The following is a 16,018-nucleotide window of genomic DNA, read 5'->3' as shown; positions in this document are numbered from 1 at the left end:
CCCGGACAATGATGTGCAGGATCGCGCAATCAGTTACAAACCCAGCCTGGCGGGCGGGGCATGCGCGCCCTCGAACAGGAGCGGACATGGCAGTCGGAATCGGGATGGGCACGGTGCGCGGCACCGGAGGCGGGGTGACCGGGGTGGCGGATGCAGGCCACTGAGTCGGTCTATCGCTTCGACCATGCCGAACTGAATCCCGCCAGCCGCGAACTGCGGGTCGGCGGCGAGCCGGTCCAGCTCGGCGCCCGCGCCTTCGACGTGCTGCTGGCGCTGGTCACGCACCGCGAGCGCATGCTGACCAAGAACGAACTGCTCGACCTCGTCTGGCCCAACCTCGTGGTCGAGGAAAACAACCTCCAGGTGCAGGTCAGCGCGCTGCGCAAGCTGCTCGGCGCCAAGGCCATCGTGACGGTGCCGGGCCGCGGCTACCGCTTCGCCGCCGCGCTGGACGACGCGCCCGCCGCCGAACGGACGGCGGCCCGGGCCACGGTCGCGCCGCCGTCGGTGGCGCTGCCCTCCGAATTCGGCAACCTGCCGGTCGGCTTGCCGCCGCTGCTGGGGCGCGACCAGGACCTGGCGCAGCTGCGCGGCCTGGTGCGCGAGCATCGGCTGGTCAGCCTGCTGGGCGCGGGCGGCATCGGCAAGACCAGCCTGGCGCTGGCGCTGGCCCGCGACCTGGCGCACCGCTTCCGCGATGGCGCCTGGATGGTCGAGCTGGCCCATGTCTCGGACCCCGGCGCCGTGCCGGGCGCCGTGGCGCGCGCGCTGCGCATCGGCCTGCCCGGCCACGCCGACCCGGCGCGCGAGCTGGTCGAACGCCTGCGCGGGCGCGAACTGCTGCTGCTGGACAACTGCGAACACCTGATCGAGCCGGTCGCGGCGCTGGTCGGCCAGCTGGGAGCGGCGCTGCCCGAGCTGCACATCCTGGTCACCAGCCAGGAGCCGCTGCGGCTGGCGGCCGAGCGCTCGATGCGCCTCGGCACGCTGGCCGTGCCGGGCGACGCCGAGGTCGCCGACGCCGCGGCGCACGGCGCGGTGGCGCTGTTCGCGGCCCGGGTCGCTGCGTTGCAGCCGGGCTTCCGGCTCGACGCCTCGAACCTCGAGGCCGTGGTGGCCATCTGCCGCGCGCTCGACGGCATGCCGCTGGCCCTGGAGCTCGCGGCCGCCCGGGTGCCCCTGCTGGGCGTGCCGGGGGTGCGGCAGCACCTGGGCCAGCGCCTGCGCATCCTCAACAACGGCGCCCGGGATGCACCGTCGCGCCATCGCACCCTGCGCGCCACGCTCGACTGGAGCCATGCGCTGCTGAGCCCGCTCGAGCGCACGGTGTTCCGCCGGCTCGGCGTCTTCGTCGGCGGCTTCGGGCTCGAGCTGGCGCAGCAGGTGGCGGCCGACGACAGCATCGATGCCTGGGCCGTGGTCGACCTGCTCGGCAACCTGATCGACAAGTCGATGGTGGTGCTGGAGGCCGGTGCCACGCCACGCTACCGCCTGCTGGAGAGCGCCCGGGCCTACGCCCGGGAGCAGCTCGAGGCGGCCGGCGAATGGGAGCGCCTGCGGGCCTGGCATGCGCGCTGCATGCGGGCGGCGATCGACCGTCCGGAGCGCGCCGGGTGCATGGGCTTCGAAACCATGGACCAGTGGGTGATGGCCTGCATCCCCGAGGTCGACAACCTGCGCAGCGCGATCGAATGGGCCTGCGGCGAGCGCGGCGACCCGGCGCTGGCGCTCGAGCTGGTGAACACCGCCGCGGTGCTCATGTACCAGGCCGGCCGCTACGGCGAGGGCGTGCGCTGGATGCGCATGGCCGAACCCCTGGTCGATGCGCGCACCGCCCCTTTCGTGGTGGCGGATTTCTGCGGCGGCCTGGCCATGATCGGCCTGCACGGCGGGGTCAGCGCCCAGGAGCGGGAGAAGCTGCTCGAGCGCTCCCGCGCCATCTTCGAACAGGAGCAGGCCCACGGCCGGCTGGTGATCGCCCTGTGCATGAGCGCCTACGTGTCGGCCGTGACCGCCGACTTCGAGAGCGCCGAGCACCACCTGGCGCAGGGACGCGAGCTGATCGAAGCGCCGGCGATGCACGGCTTCCGCGGCCTCTGGCTCTACAACTGCGGCATGGTCCGGCGCTACCAGGGCCGCACCGAGGAGGCGCTGGCCGCCTTCGCCCAGGCGCTGCCGCTGGTGCGCAACGGCGGCGATGCCCGCACCCGGTTCTACGTGCTCAACAACCTGGCGGCGCTGCACCAGGAGATCGGCCACATCGACGAGGCGGTCGACCAGTTCCGTGCCGTGATCGAGCATCTGCGCCGCTCGCCCTTGACCGATGCCCAGATGCTGGCCTTCGCCCACAACTGGTACGCCCATGCCCTCACGGTGCAGGGCGCGCTGGCCGAGGCGCAGGCCCAGGTCATGCTGAGCCTGCCGCAGTGCCGGCGCACGCTCGGCATCCGGCATTTCGCCGGCATGCTGGCGCTGCTGGCGGCGCGCCAGGGACGGCTGCCCGATGCCGCGCTGCTGATCGGTTGCGACGACGCGGCGCGGGCCCGCCGCGGCGAGGTGCGCAGCCGGGCCGACACCCGCATGCTCGAGGCCACGCTGGCGCTGGTCGGCGCCGTCCACCCACCGTCCGAGTTGGCGGCGTGGCGCCTCGAAGGCGCCGGCCTCGACGAGGACGCCGCCATCGCGCTGGCCTCGGCCGGTCTCAGCGCGCTGCCGGGCTGACACTTTCGAGCTGCGCGATCAGCGTCGGGAAGACGTCGCGCGCGGCGTTGCGGCCGACGAACAGGTCCATGTGGGCATAGCCTTCGAACACATGGCGGGTGTAGAGCGACGGGTCGTTCAGGCGCGACAGCCAGGCCTGGGTCCGCAGGCTGCCCTCGGGGAAGAACAACTGGTTGTCGGCCCCGGCCACGAAGCAGATCGGCAGCGCCAGCCGCGGCGCGTTCGCCGGCGTGGCATACACATCCCGGCCCGCGCTGTCGACCGCCTTGGCGCGCTGCATGATCAGGCTCAGGTGCTCGAAGGGATGCAGCGCCACGCTGCCGAACATCTCCGCCAGCGCGGTGTGGGTGGCGTGGTTGAGCTGCGCGTGCGCATAGGAGGCGCCGAAGATCGAGAACACGCGATGGCACAGCGGGTTGTTGCACTGCTCGCCGTCCGGCACCGGCACCTTGAAGGCCAGGGTGTCGATCTCGCGGTCGAGCGCGGTGCTCCCGGGCACGCTGTCGAAGCGGCCGTCGAGCGGGGCGTAGCTTTCGAGCACGCGGGCCAGGCCGATGTCGGCCTTGGCATCGTTGAGCCAGCCCGTGACCGGGTGCAGCGTGAGCTGCGAGGACACCAGCGAGCGCACGCCGGTCATGCCGTCCAGCAGCGCCATCAGCAGGCTCATCGAGCCGACGCAGTGGGCGATCGCCTGCAGGTCGGCGGCGCCGGTGGCCTGCAGGATGAAGCGCACCGCGGCCGGCCAGTCGGTGCGCGCGATGTCGTCGATCGTGTAGGGCGCGATCGGACTGCCGGAATCGGGGCTGGCCCGGTAGTCGAACAGCCAGACGTCGTAGCCGCGCGCGCACAGCGCCTCGACCAGGTTCTGGTCCACCGTGTCGGTCGCGAACGACGAGGCCCGGACCGAGAAGCCCGGCGCCAGCACCACCGGCCCGAGCGTGCCGCCGGCGTAGCGCGTGAGCCTGATCCTGAAGCCGTCGCCGACCTCGACGCTGTGCGCCACCGGCGCGGGTGCGCGCAGGGCGCGGCGCGGCAGCTGCGCCAGGTCGAGCGCCGGGAAGTTGTGCAGGTCGGCCAGCAGCCCGCCGTAGGCCCGGAACAGCGTCATGCCGAAGAAGGCGCCGAAGCGGGCGAGGTAGGCGCTGGCGATCGCGCGCTCGGCCGCCGGCACATGGGCTTCGAGCACGCCGGGGAGGCTGGCCGGCGGCTTGACCTCGGCCGTCGAGGCCTGCCACAGCAGGTCCTCGAGGTCGAGCGTGAGGATGCCCTGGGCCACCATCCGTCCGGCCATGCCGTCGCCGTCGAAGACCCGCACGAACAGCGTGGTGGTGTCGGTCCAGGGCGATGCGCCGGGCCGCTGGTGCAGCACCTTGTGGCCCTTGAAGCGCAGCCGCGAGTCGCCGCGCCGCAGCACCATCTCGTAGGTCATGGTCCAGGTCTCGACCCGCTGCGCATCGGCCGGCAGCAGGTGGAAGACGCCGCTGGCCACCGGCATCGGCTCGCTCCACAGCGCCGGACAGGTCACGCTGCCTGAAATGGTGGCCGGGTGGGTCGGGTCCGACACCATCTGGTGGAGGTCGGCGGTGTGGATCGTGAGATCGAAGCGCATCGCCTGGCCCCGGGCCTTGCCCCAGGCGCAAGCGACCTCGTAGTCGCTTGCCAGCCGCTGCTGCGGGCCGGTGCGCGGCAGCACCGCGTCGGTACTGATCCAGCCGTGCATGGTCTCGGTGAACTGGAAGCTCGGGCTCAGCAGCGCCGGGTCCTTGCGGATGAGCGCGCCGATCGCCTCCTTGGCGAGTTCGACGGCGCCGGCCTCGACCTCGTCGACGGCCCGCCGCAGCAGGCCCGATGGCGGCGCCCCGGCGCCGGTCGACGCCGGCATGGGGCCGCGCGGCGCCATCCCGAGGTCCAGGGTCCAGCCGCGCCGGTCGCACAGCAGCTGGCAGGCACGCTCGGCCAGCGCGCTGATCGTCAGCAGCGGATTGACGCCCGCCGCGCCCGGCAGCACCGCGCCGTCGCAGACCAGCAGCCCCTCGTACACCGCCTGCCCGTCGCGCCCCGCGAACACCCGGCCCTGGTGGTCGACCACACCGTCGGCCGCGCTGTCGCCCATGCCGCAGCCGCCCAGCGGATGCACGGTGATCAGCTTGTGGCCGAGCGGCTCGCTCCACAGCGGGTTCGGAATGAACTGGCCCTGGACCGCCTCGTTGGCGGCCCGCAGCCACTGGTGGTCCTTGGCGATCACCGGGCGGGTGCCGGCGCCCGGCCAGTTGATGCGCAGCCGGTCGTCCTGCAGGCGCAGGCGGCCGCCGGCATCGTCCACGCTCATCACCAGGTAGGTCTGGGTGCGCGACACCGCGCCGCCATAGGCCGCCGCCGCGAGTTCGCCGGGGTGCTGCACCGCCTCGCCCATCGCCTGCGCATCCTGCAGGCGCGACCTGGCCTGGGCGGCGCCGTAGGCGAACTCGCCGCCGGTCATGGCGTCGGCGAAGAACAAAGCGGGCGTCAGCATCGACGCCAGGGCGCCGGGGATCACGCCTTCCTCGATCACCAGGCCGTCGCCGACCTCGGGCGCATCGCGCAGGTCGATCACGCCGGTGATGCAGGGCCCGGGCAGGTCGGCCGGGGCCAGCTTGTTGCGGCCGGTGCCGACGCCGTTGATCGGGCTGCGGACCGTGTTCCCGGCGGCGTCGGTGCTGGCCTGCCAGTCGTTGTCGTAGCCCAGCGCCAGCACGTCGCCGTTGCCCGAGAAGCGCGTGCCGAGGCGGTCCGACAGCGCCAGCCCGCGTTCCCTGGAGCGCAGCAGGATCTCGGTCGAGCCCAGCGCGCCGGCGCCGAGCATCACGATGTCGGCCGTGACGCTGCGCGGCGCGTCCGCCGCCGGCGCGCTCTCGCCGCGCAGCGCCACCGGGTCGAAGACCACGCGCCAGCGTTCGCCATCGCGCTCGACGTGGCTGACCCGGGCGCCGGTAAAGATCTCGGCGCCGTGGTTCGCCGCATCCGGCAGGTAGTTCATCAAGGTCGTGTTCTTGGCGCCGACGTTGCAGCCGCTGGTGCAGTCGCCGCACAAGGTGCAGCGCGGCTGGGGGACGCCGAAGGGATTCAGCTGGTCGGCGAAGTTGACCGCGATCGGCGGCCGCTCGAACGGGCGCTTCATCGCCCGGGCCGACTTCTCCAGCGCCTGCAGCTTGTTCAGCGGCGGGTAGTCGTCGGGGTAGGGGGAAGGGTCGAGCATCCGCCGCGCGCGCGCGATGTAGGGGTCGAGCAGGGCCGGGTCGTTGCGGAACGGCGCCGGCCAGGGCGTGGCCTCGAACAGCCGGGGGTCGATCTCGAGCGCGACGTTGGCGTTGATCAGCGAGGTGCCGCCGAGGCCGCAACCGACCATCGCGAGCATGTCGTCGTTGAGGTGCAGGTTGTAGAGCCCGTCGGCGGCGCCGAGCTTGCCGCGGGCGCCGTCGACCTGCATGTCGGCCCGGGCGCCGGCCATGTCGTCCGGGTAGTCGCCGGGCAGGATTTCGCGGCCGCGTTCGAGCACGCAGACCGACTGGCCCGCGCGCGCCAGCCGCGAGGCGGCGACGCCGGCGCCATAGCCGGAGCCGATCACGACCACCGTGTAGTGAGAGGCCAGCTGGGACAGCGGCCGGGCAATTCGCTTCATCATGGGGCGGTCGCCGGGGTGCGGCCGGGAACGTGGAAGAACTTGTCGAGCAGCCGGGTGGCGTGCGCCTCGGTGGCCGTCTGCGCCGAGCGCGAGAAGGCCTGCCAGGCCGGCGCCGTGCGTTCGATCCCGGCGGCCAGGGCGGCCAGCATCGGGTTGTCGCGGTCGCCGAAGCCGCCCACGCCCTGCGCCTGCACCGGGGCCATGCGGCCGTTGACCGGATCGTTGAAGAGCCGCAGCGAGGCCAGGTTCAGTGCCTCGTCGATGAACACCGCCGCGGCCCCCTGGGTCGAGGTCATGGTCGGCTGGTCCATGACCCAGCCGCCGGTATTGAAGACGCGCACGGGCCGGTCGAAACCCGCCACCGGCAGCTCGTCCTGGAACGGCTTGTGGGTGTGGCCGAAGACGAAGGCGAGATCGAGGCCGGACGGCTCCAGGCCGGCGCGCTCGAGCTCCAGCTTGACCGGGCCCGACAGGAACCAGCGCAGGTCGGCGACGTCGCCGGCGGTCATCAGGGCGAGGTAGCTGTCGCGCTGCGACTCGGCGCCCCGGCCCAGCGTCGCGTCGAGCAGGCCGAGCAGCAGCTGGTCGAGCGTGATGCCCTGCACCATCGGCATGCTGCCGCTGAGGCCGAAGCGCGTGCCGAGCCGGGCCACCAGCAGGGCCGACAGGCGTTGCGCGAAGCGCTGCGAGGCGCCGCCGTCGCGCATGACCTCGTACAGCGTCGTGGCCGCCGTGCCGGTGAGCCCGGCGCTGCCGAGGTCCGACCAGAGGAAATCGACCCAGGCGCCGTTGCGCGCCTCGAGCTGCGCCATCGTGGCCGGGCCGCGGCCGTGGAGACCCGGCGCCTGGGCATCGAGCGCGGAGACCAGGCGGTACATCGGGTCGACGTAGTGGCCGTGGTGCAGCACCACGCAGCGCCGGCGCTCGGCGTCGACCAGGCCGAGGTTGGGATAGGCGATCTCGACCCGGGTCTCGCTCAGCGCCGGATGGCGGTGGATCAAGCCGGTCAGCATCGGCGACGGGATGCCGCTCGCAGCGGGATCCTGGAACAGCGCCGTGTGGGCGATCAGGTCGCTCTCGATGCGGCCCTCGCGCAGGCTGTCCTGGAAGTGCTGGTCCTGGGCGATGCGCCACAGGTGGTGGTCGTGGTTGCCGGGCACGCACAGCACGCGCGGCGCGAACAGCGGCCGGTCGCCATCGAGCATCACGGCCTGGACGAAACAGTCGAAAGCGGCCGCGACGCTGCCCATCGGCGACAGGCCCATGTCGAGCACGTCGCCGAGCAGGACCAGGGTCGGCGGCGGCCCGTTGCCGAGCGCGGGCAGCAGTTGCCGCAGCGCCAGGCCCAGGGCCGTCAGCGTGGGGCTGGGCCGGGCCGGGTCGGGTTCACCGCGGGCGTCGGTGGCGGTGAGGGTGCTGTAGCCGGCGCCGAGATGCAGGTCGGAAAGGCAGACGTAGCGGGGGGTGCTCAAGGCGGGGCTCCTGATGATGTGCGACTGTGCCTGCTGGCGCGCGTGGCGTCCTGAAGCCGTCCTGAAGCGTCCTGAATCTCCCGCGCGAGCGCAAGGGCAGGCGTGCGCATTCAGCACGCTTCAGGACGCCTTAAGGACGGGCGGGCCGGCCGGCGCGAAGCTCGGGACTCCCTTTCACCAGCCCCGCCGAAACGCCATGCGCCAAGTGCCCACCTCTCCCGCCGTCGCCATCGCCGCGTCGCTGCGTGCGGTCGGCCATCCGCGCAGCGCGACCTTGCGCAACGGCGCACCGGCACGGATCCGGCCGCTGCGCACCGAAGATGCCCAGCGCTTCGGCGCCTTCGTCGGCCAGCTTTCGGAGGGGTCGCGCGGTTGCCGCTTCCATGCCGGCATCGGCGACTGCGAACCGGCCGCCCTGCAGCAACTGGTCAGCGTCGACGGCGTGCGCCAGGTGGCCCTGGTCGCCACCTTGCCGCTGGTCGACGGCGAGGCGCTCATCGGCGAGGCCCGCTATTGCGTCGGCGAGCCGCCGGGCAGCGCCGAACTGGCGATCGCCGTCGCCGATGCCTGGCAGCGCCAGGGCGTGGCCGACCACCTGATCGACTGCCTGCTCGAAGCGGCCCGCGACGCCGGCCTGCGCCGGCTGTACGGCGACGTGCTGGCGTCCCACACCGGGCTGATCGGCTTCCTGCACCGGATGGGCTTCCAGACCTGCGCCCAGGGACCCGGCGGCGGCCTGCTTCGGCTGGAGCGCGGAGTGGCGCCGCGGCCGCCGCAGCCGGAGCAGCGCCCGTTGGGCGCCCTGCGCCGCTGGCTGGCCGGCCCGTTCGCGCCGCGGCCCTAGCGCACCCGGGCTACAGCCCACCGGCCGCCTGCTTGCGCTGCACGATGCGGTTGCGGGTCGCGTCCTCCGCATGGGCGAAAGTGACCTGCCCGTTCTTCACCGTGCCGACGACCAGCATGTTGGTGCTCAGCGCTTCCTTGTCCTGGCTGCCGAAGGGCTTGTCGTAGGTGGTCACGACGCCGTAGTAGGGGCGCTTGGGCGCTTCGAGCGCCGCCTTGATGCCGGGCCCGTCGAGCCGGTCGCCGGGCAGGCTCAGCACCGCGTGGGCCAGCAGGTAAGTGGCGTCGTAGGCTTGCGCGGCGGCCATCGGCACCGGGATGCGCGGCCCTTCGAACTTGCGCGCATAGCGCGCGAGGAAGGTGGCGCGCCGCTCGTTGGTCGGCTCGGCGACGAAGCTCAGCGCCATCAGCGAGCCTTCGGCGGCCTCCTTGGCGCCGTCGATGAAGAGCGGGAACGACAAGGCCCAGGCGCCGACCTGGGGCACCTTCCAGCCCAGCGCGTGGCGGCCGTTGGCGATCACCGCGTTCTGCGGCGCGATCGTGTAGATGAAGATCACGTCGGCACCGGCCTTGCGCGCTTCCTTCAGCTGCTCGGTCACGTCGGTCACGCCGAGGTCGAAGCGCCCGACATAGGCCGGCTCCAGCTTCTTCTTCGCCAGCGCACGGCGCACGTCCTGCAGCCCGCTCTCGCCGTAGCCGGTGGTGTCGGCGAAGACCGCCACCCGGGTCCAGCCGCGGGCCACGATCTCGTCGACCATGAAGGGCGCCTGGATCGCGTCGGGCGGCGCGTTGCGGAAGATGTAGCTCTCGGCCGGCGGGAACCGGGTCGTCACCGGGGTGCCGGTGGTGCACGGAACGATCAGCGGCGTCCGGCTGGCCTGGAAGACGTCGATCGACTTCATCGCCACGCCGGTGTTGCAGAAGCCGATGGTGGCGATCACCTTCTCCCTGACCAGCTCCTGCGACAGCTTGAGCCCGAGCTCCGGGTTGGCCTGGTCGTCCTTGATCACCAGTTCGAGCGGCCGTCCCAGGTAGCCGCCGAAGGAGTTGATCTCGTCGATCGCCAGCTTCACGCCGTTGAGCATCGGCAGGCCGAAATCGGCCGAGGGGCCGCTCAGCGGACCGATCACGCCGATGCGGATGGCACCGGTGGTGCCCGGCGTGGCCTGTGCGCCGGCGGGGGCGGCCAGGGCCAGGGAGGCGAGTGCGAAGGCGATGGCGAAGACGGCGCTTTTCATGTCTCTGTCCTTTGTTCTGTGGTGGATTCGGCCGGGCGCATCGTGAGGGCCGGGTCGGCGCCGGAGGTCCGTGTTTGTCCGAGGTGCGATGCCGAGCCGGGCGCGATTCCGTGCGGTTTTGCACGGGCAGGCGGCAGAATCGGGCACCTTCACCCCCAGCTCCCCGGCATGAAGCCCCCCACCTTGCCCGTCCTGCCCACCGGCCGCCGCCTGCTGTACTGGCTCCTCGGCGTCGCCGTCCTGACCGCGCTGGGCTGGGCGATCGTGCGCGACATCAGCCCGGCCCCGCCGCGTTCGCTGGCGATGACCACCGGCGTGCCCGACGGCGCCTACCACCGCTTCGGCGAGCGCTATCAGGAGATCCTGCGCGCCAACGGCATCCGGCTCGATCTGCGGCCCTCGAGCGGTGGTGTCGAGAACCTGCAGCGGCTCAACGAAGGAACCGTGTCGGTGGGATTCGTGCAGGGCGGCACCGGCCTGCTGGCGCAGGACCCCGACGCACCGCCCGAGGCGACGCCGCTGCGATCGCTGGCCACCGTCGCCTTCGAGCCGGTCTGGATCTTCAGCACCGCCCTCGACCTGTCCAGGGGCCTCGGGCCGCTGGCCGGCAAGCGCATCGCGGTCGGCGTTCCCGGCAGCGGCAACTTCAAGGTCGCGACCGAGTTGCTGGCGGTCTACGGCGTGACCGACGGCGGCGCGCCGGCCACCCGCTTCGTCAGCGAAGGCGGCATGGCGGCGGCCGACCTGCTGACCCGCGGCGAGGTCGACGCGGCCATCATGATCGCCGCGCCGGAGGCGCCCGCGGTGCAGCGGCTGCTCGCCGACAGCAGCGTGCGGCTGGCCTCGCTGGACCATGTGCAGGGGCTTGCGCGGCGCTTTCCGTTCTTCCAGCCCGTGAGCTTGAAGCGCGGTTCAGTCGACCCAAAGCGCGACCTGCCGCCCCAGGACATCCAGCTGCTCGCCACCACCGCCAACCTGGTGGTGCGCGACGAGCTGCATCCGGCGCTCGCCTACCTGCTGCTCGAGGCGGCGCGCCAGGTGCACCGGCAACCCAGCATCATCAGCCGGCCGGGCGAATTCCCGAGCCCGACCGGCACCGATTTCCCGCTCTCGACCCAGGCCGAGCGCTACTTCAAGAACGGCCGCCCGTTCCTGCAGAACTACCTCCCGTTCTGGGCCGCGAACTATGCGCAGCGGCTGCTGCTGCTGCTGGTGCCGCTGGCGGCGATCCTGGTGCCGCTGATCCGCGTGCTGCCGGAGCTGATCAGCTGGCGCCGCCGCAGCCGCCTGTACCGCCGCTATGGCGAGCTCAAGTTCCTCGAGCAGGACCTGGCCTCGCGCAAGCTCGACGACCAGGAGCGCCGCGAGGCAAGGGCGCAACTCGACCGGATCGAGGAGGAGGTCGTCCAGACCAAGTTCCCGCTCGATTTCACCGACCGGGTCTACACGCTGCGCCAGCACGTGGACTACGTGCGGGCGCAGCTGCGGCGGCAGAGCGAGCCGGACGCGAAGGACTGAATCGGACTTGTCCTGGAGAAGATTGGGACGCTTCTCGCAGACCTGCAGGGGCTGCCTTCATAGACTGCCGAGCGCCTCAGAGGCTGGCCCTCGGCCTGTGCCTTCCCTGCATTTCGTCTCCTCCAGTTCAATGATCCTCACTCGACTTCCGCCTGCCGCCGCCATGGCCGCGCTCCTCGCACTGGCCGGCTGCCAGACCACCGACATGCAGATGGGCAGCCAGTCGGCCAAGACCGTGGCCACCGGTAGCGCCGCGGGCGGCAGCAGCAGCGGTGCCAACAGCCAGCTCCAGCGCTGCGACTCGCCGCTGGGCACGGTCTCGCTGGTCGAGAACCAGTCGGCCGGTTGGTACACCATCCTGCGCGACGAGTACAAGCTCCCGCCCACCGCCACCCTGCTGCGCCTGCTGGTACAGCAGTCGAACTGCTTCGTGGTGGTCGAGCGCGGCGGCGCCGGCATGGCGGCCATGGGCCGCGAACGCGCGCTGATGGAAGGCGGCGACATGCGCGGCGGCAGCAATTTCGGCAAAGGCCAGATGGTGGCCTCCGACTACGGCCTCTCGCCCGAGGTCATCTTCAACAACAACGATGCCGGCGGCGCCGGCGCCGCGATCGGCGGCCTGGTCGGCGGTCGCTACTCCGGCTTGATCGGGGCCATCGGCGGCAGCCTGAAGACCAAGGAAGCCTCCACCCTGCTGACCTTGATCGACAACCGCTCGGGCGTGCAGATCGCGGCCTCCGAAGGCAGCGCATCGAAGACCGATTTCGGCGGCTTCGGTGCCCTCGGCGGCATGAGCGGTGCCGGCGGCCTCGGCGGCTACACCCGGACCGCCGAAGGCAAGGTGATCGCGGCCGCCTTCATGGACGCCTTCAACCAGATGGTCGTCTCGCTGCGCGACTACAAGGCGCAGACCGTGCAGGGACAGGGCCTGGGCGGCGGCGGCCGGCTGGGCGTCGACGGCGCGGCCGCCCCTTCGCAGACATCGGCACCGGGCGTCAGGCGCCGCAGCAGGTAACCCAGCCCCGCGCGGCCCCGCTTCACAGCAGGCGAGAGATTTCCCGCGCCGCGGCCAGCAGGACCGGCAGCATGCTGTCCTGCATCACCTTGGCGCTGGTCCGGTTGGCCTGGCCGCTGATGTTGAGCGCCGCCACGGTGCGGCCGGCGCGATCGACGATCGGCGCGGCGATCGAGATCAGCCCTTCCTCCAGCTCCTGGTTCACCAGGCACCAGCCCTGCCGCCGCGCCTGCGCCACCTTGGCGAGCAGCGCGCCCACATCGGTCACCGTGTGCTTGGTGAAGGCTTCGCGCGGCGAGGCCTCGAGCCGCGCACGCCGTTCGTCTTCGTCGAGGTCGGCCAGCAGCAGCCGTCCCATCGAGGTGCAGAAGGCCGGCAGCCGCGAGCCGACGCCCAGGCTGATGCGCATGATCTTGTGGGTCGGCACCCGCATCACGTAGACGATGTCGGTGGCGTCCAGCACCGCCGCCGAACACGATTCCTGCACCTGCTGCACCAGCGCCTCCATCACCGGCTCGGCGCGGTTCCAGATCGGCATCGACGACAGGTAGGCAAAGCCCAGATCGAGGATTCGCGGCGTCAGCGCGAACAGCTTGCCGTCGCTCGCCACATAGCCGAGCGTCTGCAAGGTCAGCAGGATGCGGCGCGCGCCGGCCCGCGTCAGCCCGGTGGCGGCCGCCACCTCGCTCAGCGTCTGCCGCGGCGCGCCGGCGCTGAAGGATCGGATCACCTGCAGGCCGCGGGCAAAGGACTGCACGTAGCTGTCCCCGGGGGCCGGGACGGAGGGGGATTGCTGCTGTGTTGCCATGCGGGGTGGATTTCTCTAGAATTCATTATACGAACAGATGTTCGACATACGAACAATTTTGACGACCATCGAAGTCATTCCGGTGGCCGGGTTCGTTCTTCTTCCACTCCGGAGACAGATTCCATGATCGACAAGATCGCACGCTCGGTCGCCGACGCCATGGCCGGCATTCAGGACGGCGCCACGGTGCTGATCGGCGGCTTCGGCACCGCCGGCATTCCGAACGAACTGATCGACGGCCTGATCGAGCAGGGCGCCACCGACCTCACGGTGGTCAACAACAACGCGGGCAACGGCGAGACCGGCCTGGCGGCGCTGCTCAAGGCCGGCCGGGTGCGCAAGATCATCTGCAGCTTTCCGCGCCAGGCCGACAGCCAGGTGTTCGACGGCCTGTACCGGTCCGGCAAGATCGAACTCGAACTGGTGCCGCAGGGCAACCTGGCCGAGCGCATCCGGGCCGCCGGCGCGGGCATCGGCGCCTTCTTCTGCCCGACCGGCTTCGGCACCGAGCTGGCCGGCGACCGCGAGACCCGCGTGATCGACGGCAAGCACCATGTGCTCGAATACCCGATCCGCGGCGACGTGGCGCTGATCAAGGCCGAGCAGGGCGACCGCTGGGGCAACCTGGTCTACCGCAAGGCGGCGCGCAACTTCGGCCCGGTGATGGCGATGGCCGCGGCGCGCACCATCGCGACGGTGCACGAGATCGTCGAACTCGGCGCGCTCGACCCGGAGCACATCGTCACGCCGGGCATCTTCGTCCACCAGGTCGTCAAGATCGACCGCGTCGCCACCGAGGCCGGCGGCTTCAGGAAGGCAGCATGACCATGACCACCTACACCCGCCGCACCAAGGACCAGCTGGCCGCGCGCGTGGCCCAGGACATCTTCGACGGCGCGGTCGTCAACCTCGGCATCGGCCAGCCGACCCTGGTCGCGAACCACCTGCCGGCCGGCCGCGAGGTCATCCTGCACAGCGAGAACGGCATCCTCGGCATGGGCCCGGCACCGGCCGCCGGCGCCGAGGACTACGACCTGATCAACGCCGGCAAGCAGCCGGTCACGCTGCTCGCCGGCGGCGCCTTCTTCCACCATGCCGACAGCTTCGCGATGATGCGCGGCGGCCACCTCGACATCTGCGTGCTCGGCGCCTTCCAGGTCTCGGCCACCGGCGACCTGGCCAACTGGAGCACCGGCGAGGAGGGCGCGATCCCCGCGGTCGGCGGTGCCATGGACCTGGCCATCGGCGCCCGCCAGACCTGGGTCATGATGGACCTGCTCACCAAGAAGGGCGAGAGCAAGGTCGTCGCCCAGTGCAGCTATCCGCTGACCGGCCTCGGCTGCGTGAAACGGGTCTATTCCGACCTTGCTACGCTCGAATGCACGCCCGCCGGCCTGCGGCTGATCGACAAGGTCGACGGCCTCGGCCACGCGGAACTCGAAGAACTGGTCGGCCTGCCGATCGCCATCTGAACCCACTGCGGAGACATCACCATGAGCCAGCAAGCCTTCATCTGCGACGCCGTTCGCACCCCCTTCGGCCGCTACGGCGGCGCCCTCTCGAGCGTGCGAACCGACGACCTCGGCGCGGTGCCGCTCAAGGCCCTGATGGAACGCAACAAGAACGTCGACTGGCAGGCGGTCAGCGACGTGCTCTACGGCTGCGCCAACCAGGCCGGCGAGGACAACCGCAACGTCGCGCGCATGGCCGCGCTGCTGGCCGGCCTGCCGATCGAGGTCGGCGGCGGCACCATCAACCGCCTGTGCGGCTCGGGCCTCGATGCCGTGGGCACGGCGGCGCGTGCCATCAAGGCAGGCGAGTCCGGCCTGATGATCGCCGGCGGCGTCGAGAGCATGAGCCGCGCGCCCTTCGTGATGCCCAAGGCCGAAAGCGCCTTCAGCCGCAACAACGCGGTCTACGACACCACCATCGGCTGGCGCTTCGTCAACAAGCTCATGAAGGCGCAGTACGGCGTCGACTCGATGCCCGAGACCGCCGAGAACGTCGCCACCGACTACAAGATCGAGCGCGAGGCGCAAGACCGCATGGCGCTGGCGTCGCAGCAGCGCGCCGTGGCGGCCCAGAAGTCGGGCTTCTTCGACAGCGAGATCGTGCCGGTCAGCGTGGCGCAGAAGAAGGGCGACCCGGTCATCGTCAACAAGGACGAGCATCCGCGCGAGACCAGCCTCGAGGCGCTGGCCAAGCTCAAGGGCGTGGTGCGCCCCGACGGCACCGTCACCGCCGGCAATGCCAGCGGCGTCAACGACGGTGCGGTGGCGCTGCTGCTGGCGGATGAAGCCAGCGCCGCCAAGCACGGCCTGACGCCGCGCGCCCGCGTGGTCGGCATGGCGACCGCCGGCGTGGCGCCGCGCATCATGGGCATCGGCCCGGCGCCGGCGACGCAGAAGGTGCTGCAGCTCACCGGCCTGAAGCTCGACCAGATCGACGTCATCGAGCTCAACGAGGCCTTCGCCGCCCAGGGACTGGCCGTGCTGCGCCTGCTCGGGCTCAAGGACGACGACGCGCGCGTCAACATCAACGGCGGCGCGATCGCACTGGGCCATCCGCTGGGCGCCAGCGGTGCGCGCCTGGCCACCACCGCGATCAACCAGCTGCACAAGAGCGGCGGCCGCTATGCGCTGTGCACGATGTGCATCGGCGTCGGCCAGGGCATCGCGCTGATTCTCGAACGCGTCTGAGCGCGTTCGCCTCCGGGGCCGCCCTCGCGCGGCCCGCATTGAA

General features: G+C 71.5%; 11 protein-coding genes. 7 read left to right on the top strand and 4 right to left on the bottom strand.

Going from position 1 to position 16,018, the window contains the following annotated elements:
• Positions 1-150 precede the first annotated feature (150 nt).
• A complete protein-coding gene (locus tag QTI68_RS25025) occupies positions 151-2,721 on the top strand; it encodes an ATP-binding protein (protein WP_286525448.1) in 2,571 nt (856 codons plus the stop codon).
• On the opposite strand, the gene QTI68_RS25020 is transcribed toward QTI68_RS25025, so the two are convergent.
• On the bottom strand, positions 2,702-6,382 hold the full coding sequence (locus tag QTI68_RS25020; protein WP_286525447.1) for an alpha/beta fold hydrolase: 3,681 nt from the start codon (positions 6,380-6,382) through the stop codon (positions 2,702-2,704). The genes QTI68_RS25025 and QTI68_RS25020 overlap by 20 nt on opposite strands.
• On the bottom strand, positions 6,379-7,854 hold the full coding sequence (locus QTI68_RS25015; protein ID WP_286525445.1) for a metallophosphoesterase family protein: 1,476 nt from the start codon (positions 7,852-7,854) through the stop codon (positions 6,379-6,381). The genes QTI68_RS25020 and QTI68_RS25015 overlap by 4 nt, the downstream gene beginning before the upstream one ends.
• A 196-nt stretch (positions 7,855-8,050) precedes the next feature.
• On the opposite strand from QTI68_RS25015, the gene QTI68_RS25010 reads away from it, so the two are divergent.
• The gene (locus QTI68_RS25010; RefSeq protein WP_286525443.1) at positions 8,051-8,698 is read left to right on the top strand and encodes a GNAT family N-acetyltransferase; all 648 of its coding nucleotides are present in this window, start codon (positions 8,051-8,053) and stop codon (positions 8,696-8,698) included.
• A 10-nt stretch (positions 8,699-8,708) separates the two neighbouring features.
• On the opposite strand, the gene QTI68_RS25005 is transcribed toward QTI68_RS25010, so the two are convergent.
• Positions 8,709-9,935, bottom strand: a complete 1,227-nt coding sequence (locus tag QTI68_RS25005; RefSeq protein WP_286525441.1) for an ABC transporter substrate-binding protein — start codon at positions 9,933-9,935, stop codon at positions 8,709-8,711.
• Between the two features lie 168 nt (positions 9,936-10,103).
• On the opposite strand from QTI68_RS25005, the gene QTI68_RS25000 reads away from it, so the two are divergent.
• Complete coding sequence (locus QTI68_RS25000) at positions 10,104-11,453, top strand: TAXI family TRAP transporter solute-binding subunit (RefSeq protein ID WP_286525439.1); 1,350 nt, start codon at positions 10,104-10,106, stop codon at positions 11,451-11,453.
• Between the two features lie 130 nt (positions 11,454-11,583).
• A complete protein-coding gene (locus tag QTI68_RS24995) occupies positions 11,584-12,468 on the top strand; it encodes a CsgG/HfaB family protein (protein ID WP_286525437.1) in 885 nt (294 codons plus the stop codon).
• Between the two features lie 22 nt (positions 12,469-12,490).
• On the opposite strand, the gene QTI68_RS24990 is transcribed toward QTI68_RS24995, so the two are convergent.
• A complete protein-coding gene (locus tag QTI68_RS24990; RefSeq protein WP_286525435.1) occupies positions 12,491-13,276 on the bottom strand; it encodes an IclR family transcriptional regulator in 786 nt (261 codons plus the stop codon).
• Positions 13,277-13,399: 123 nt separating this feature from the next.
• Between QTI68_RS24990 and QTI68_RS24985 the strand changes: the two genes are divergently transcribed.
• The 3 genes from QTI68_RS24985 to pcaF are packed head-to-tail and all read left to right on the top strand — an operon-like array spanning position 13,400 to position 15,975.
• Complete coding sequence (locus tag QTI68_RS24985; RefSeq protein ID WP_286525433.1) at positions 13,400-14,101, top strand: 3-oxoacid CoA-transferase subunit A; 702 nt, start codon at positions 13,400-13,402, stop codon at positions 14,099-14,101.
• Positions 14,098-14,748: a 3-oxoacid CoA-transferase subunit B gene (locus QTI68_RS24980; protein WP_286525432.1), complete on the top strand. Its 651-nt coding sequence runs from the start codon at positions 14,098-14,100 to the stop codon at positions 14,746-14,748. Before QTI68_RS24985 ends, QTI68_RS24980 begins: the two co-directional genes overlap by 4 nt.
• A 21-nt stretch (positions 14,749-14,769) precedes the next feature.
• On the top strand, positions 14,770-15,975 hold the full coding sequence (pcaF, locus tag QTI68_RS24975; protein WP_286525431.1) for a 3-oxoadipyl-CoA thiolase: 1,206 nt from the start codon (positions 14,770-14,772) through the stop codon (positions 15,973-15,975).
• Positions 15,976-16,018 lie beyond the last annotated feature (43 nt).

Origin of the sequence: Variovorax sp. J31P207 (assembly GCF_030316965.1) — a bacterium.
Taxonomy (GTDB): Bacteria; Pseudomonadota; Gammaproteobacteria; order Burkholderiales; family Burkholderiaceae_C; genus Variovorax; species Variovorax ginsengisoli_B.
This window is presented reverse-complemented; position numbering and strand designations above follow the sequence as displayed.

Excerpts from the sequence above, each read along its gene's own strand:
- QTI68_RS25025 (WP_286525448.1), top strand. The coding sequence starts at position 151 with ATGCAGGCCACTGAGTCGGTCTATCGCTTCGACCATGCCGAACTGAAT.
- QTI68_RS25020 (WP_286525447.1), bottom strand. The coding sequence starts at position 6,382 with ATGATGAAGCGAATTGCCCGGCCGCTGTCCCAGCTGGCCTCTCACTAC.
- QTI68_RS25010 (WP_286525443.1), top strand. The coding sequence starts at position 8,051 with ATGCGCCAAGTGCCCACCTCTCCCGCCGTCGCCATCGCCGCGTCGCTG.
- QTI68_RS25005 (WP_286525441.1), bottom strand. The coding sequence starts at position 9,935 with ATGAAAAGCGCCGTCTTCGCCATCGCCTTCGCACTCGCCTCCCTGGCC.
- QTI68_RS25000 (WP_286525439.1), top strand. The coding sequence starts at position 10,104 with ATGAAGCCCCCCACCTTGCCCGTCCTGCCCACCGGCCGCCGCCTGCTG.
- QTI68_RS24995 (WP_286525437.1), top strand. The coding sequence starts at position 11,584 with ATGATCCTCACTCGACTTCCGCCTGCCGCCGCCATGGCCGCGCTCCTC.
- QTI68_RS24990 (WP_286525435.1), bottom strand. The coding sequence starts at position 13,276 with ATGGCAACACAGCAGCAATCCCCCTCCGTCCCGGCCCCCGGGGACAGC.
- QTI68_RS24985 (WP_286525433.1), top strand. The coding sequence starts at position 13,400 with ATGATCGACAAGATCGCACGCTCGGTCGCCGACGCCATGGCCGGCATT.
- QTI68_RS24980 (WP_286525432.1), top strand. The coding sequence starts at position 14,098 with ATGACCATGACCACCTACACCCGCCGCACCAAGGACCAGCTGGCCGCG.
- pcaF (WP_286525431.1), top strand. The coding sequence starts at position 14,770 with ATGAGCCAGCAAGCCTTCATCTGCGACGCCGTTCGCACCCCCTTCGGC.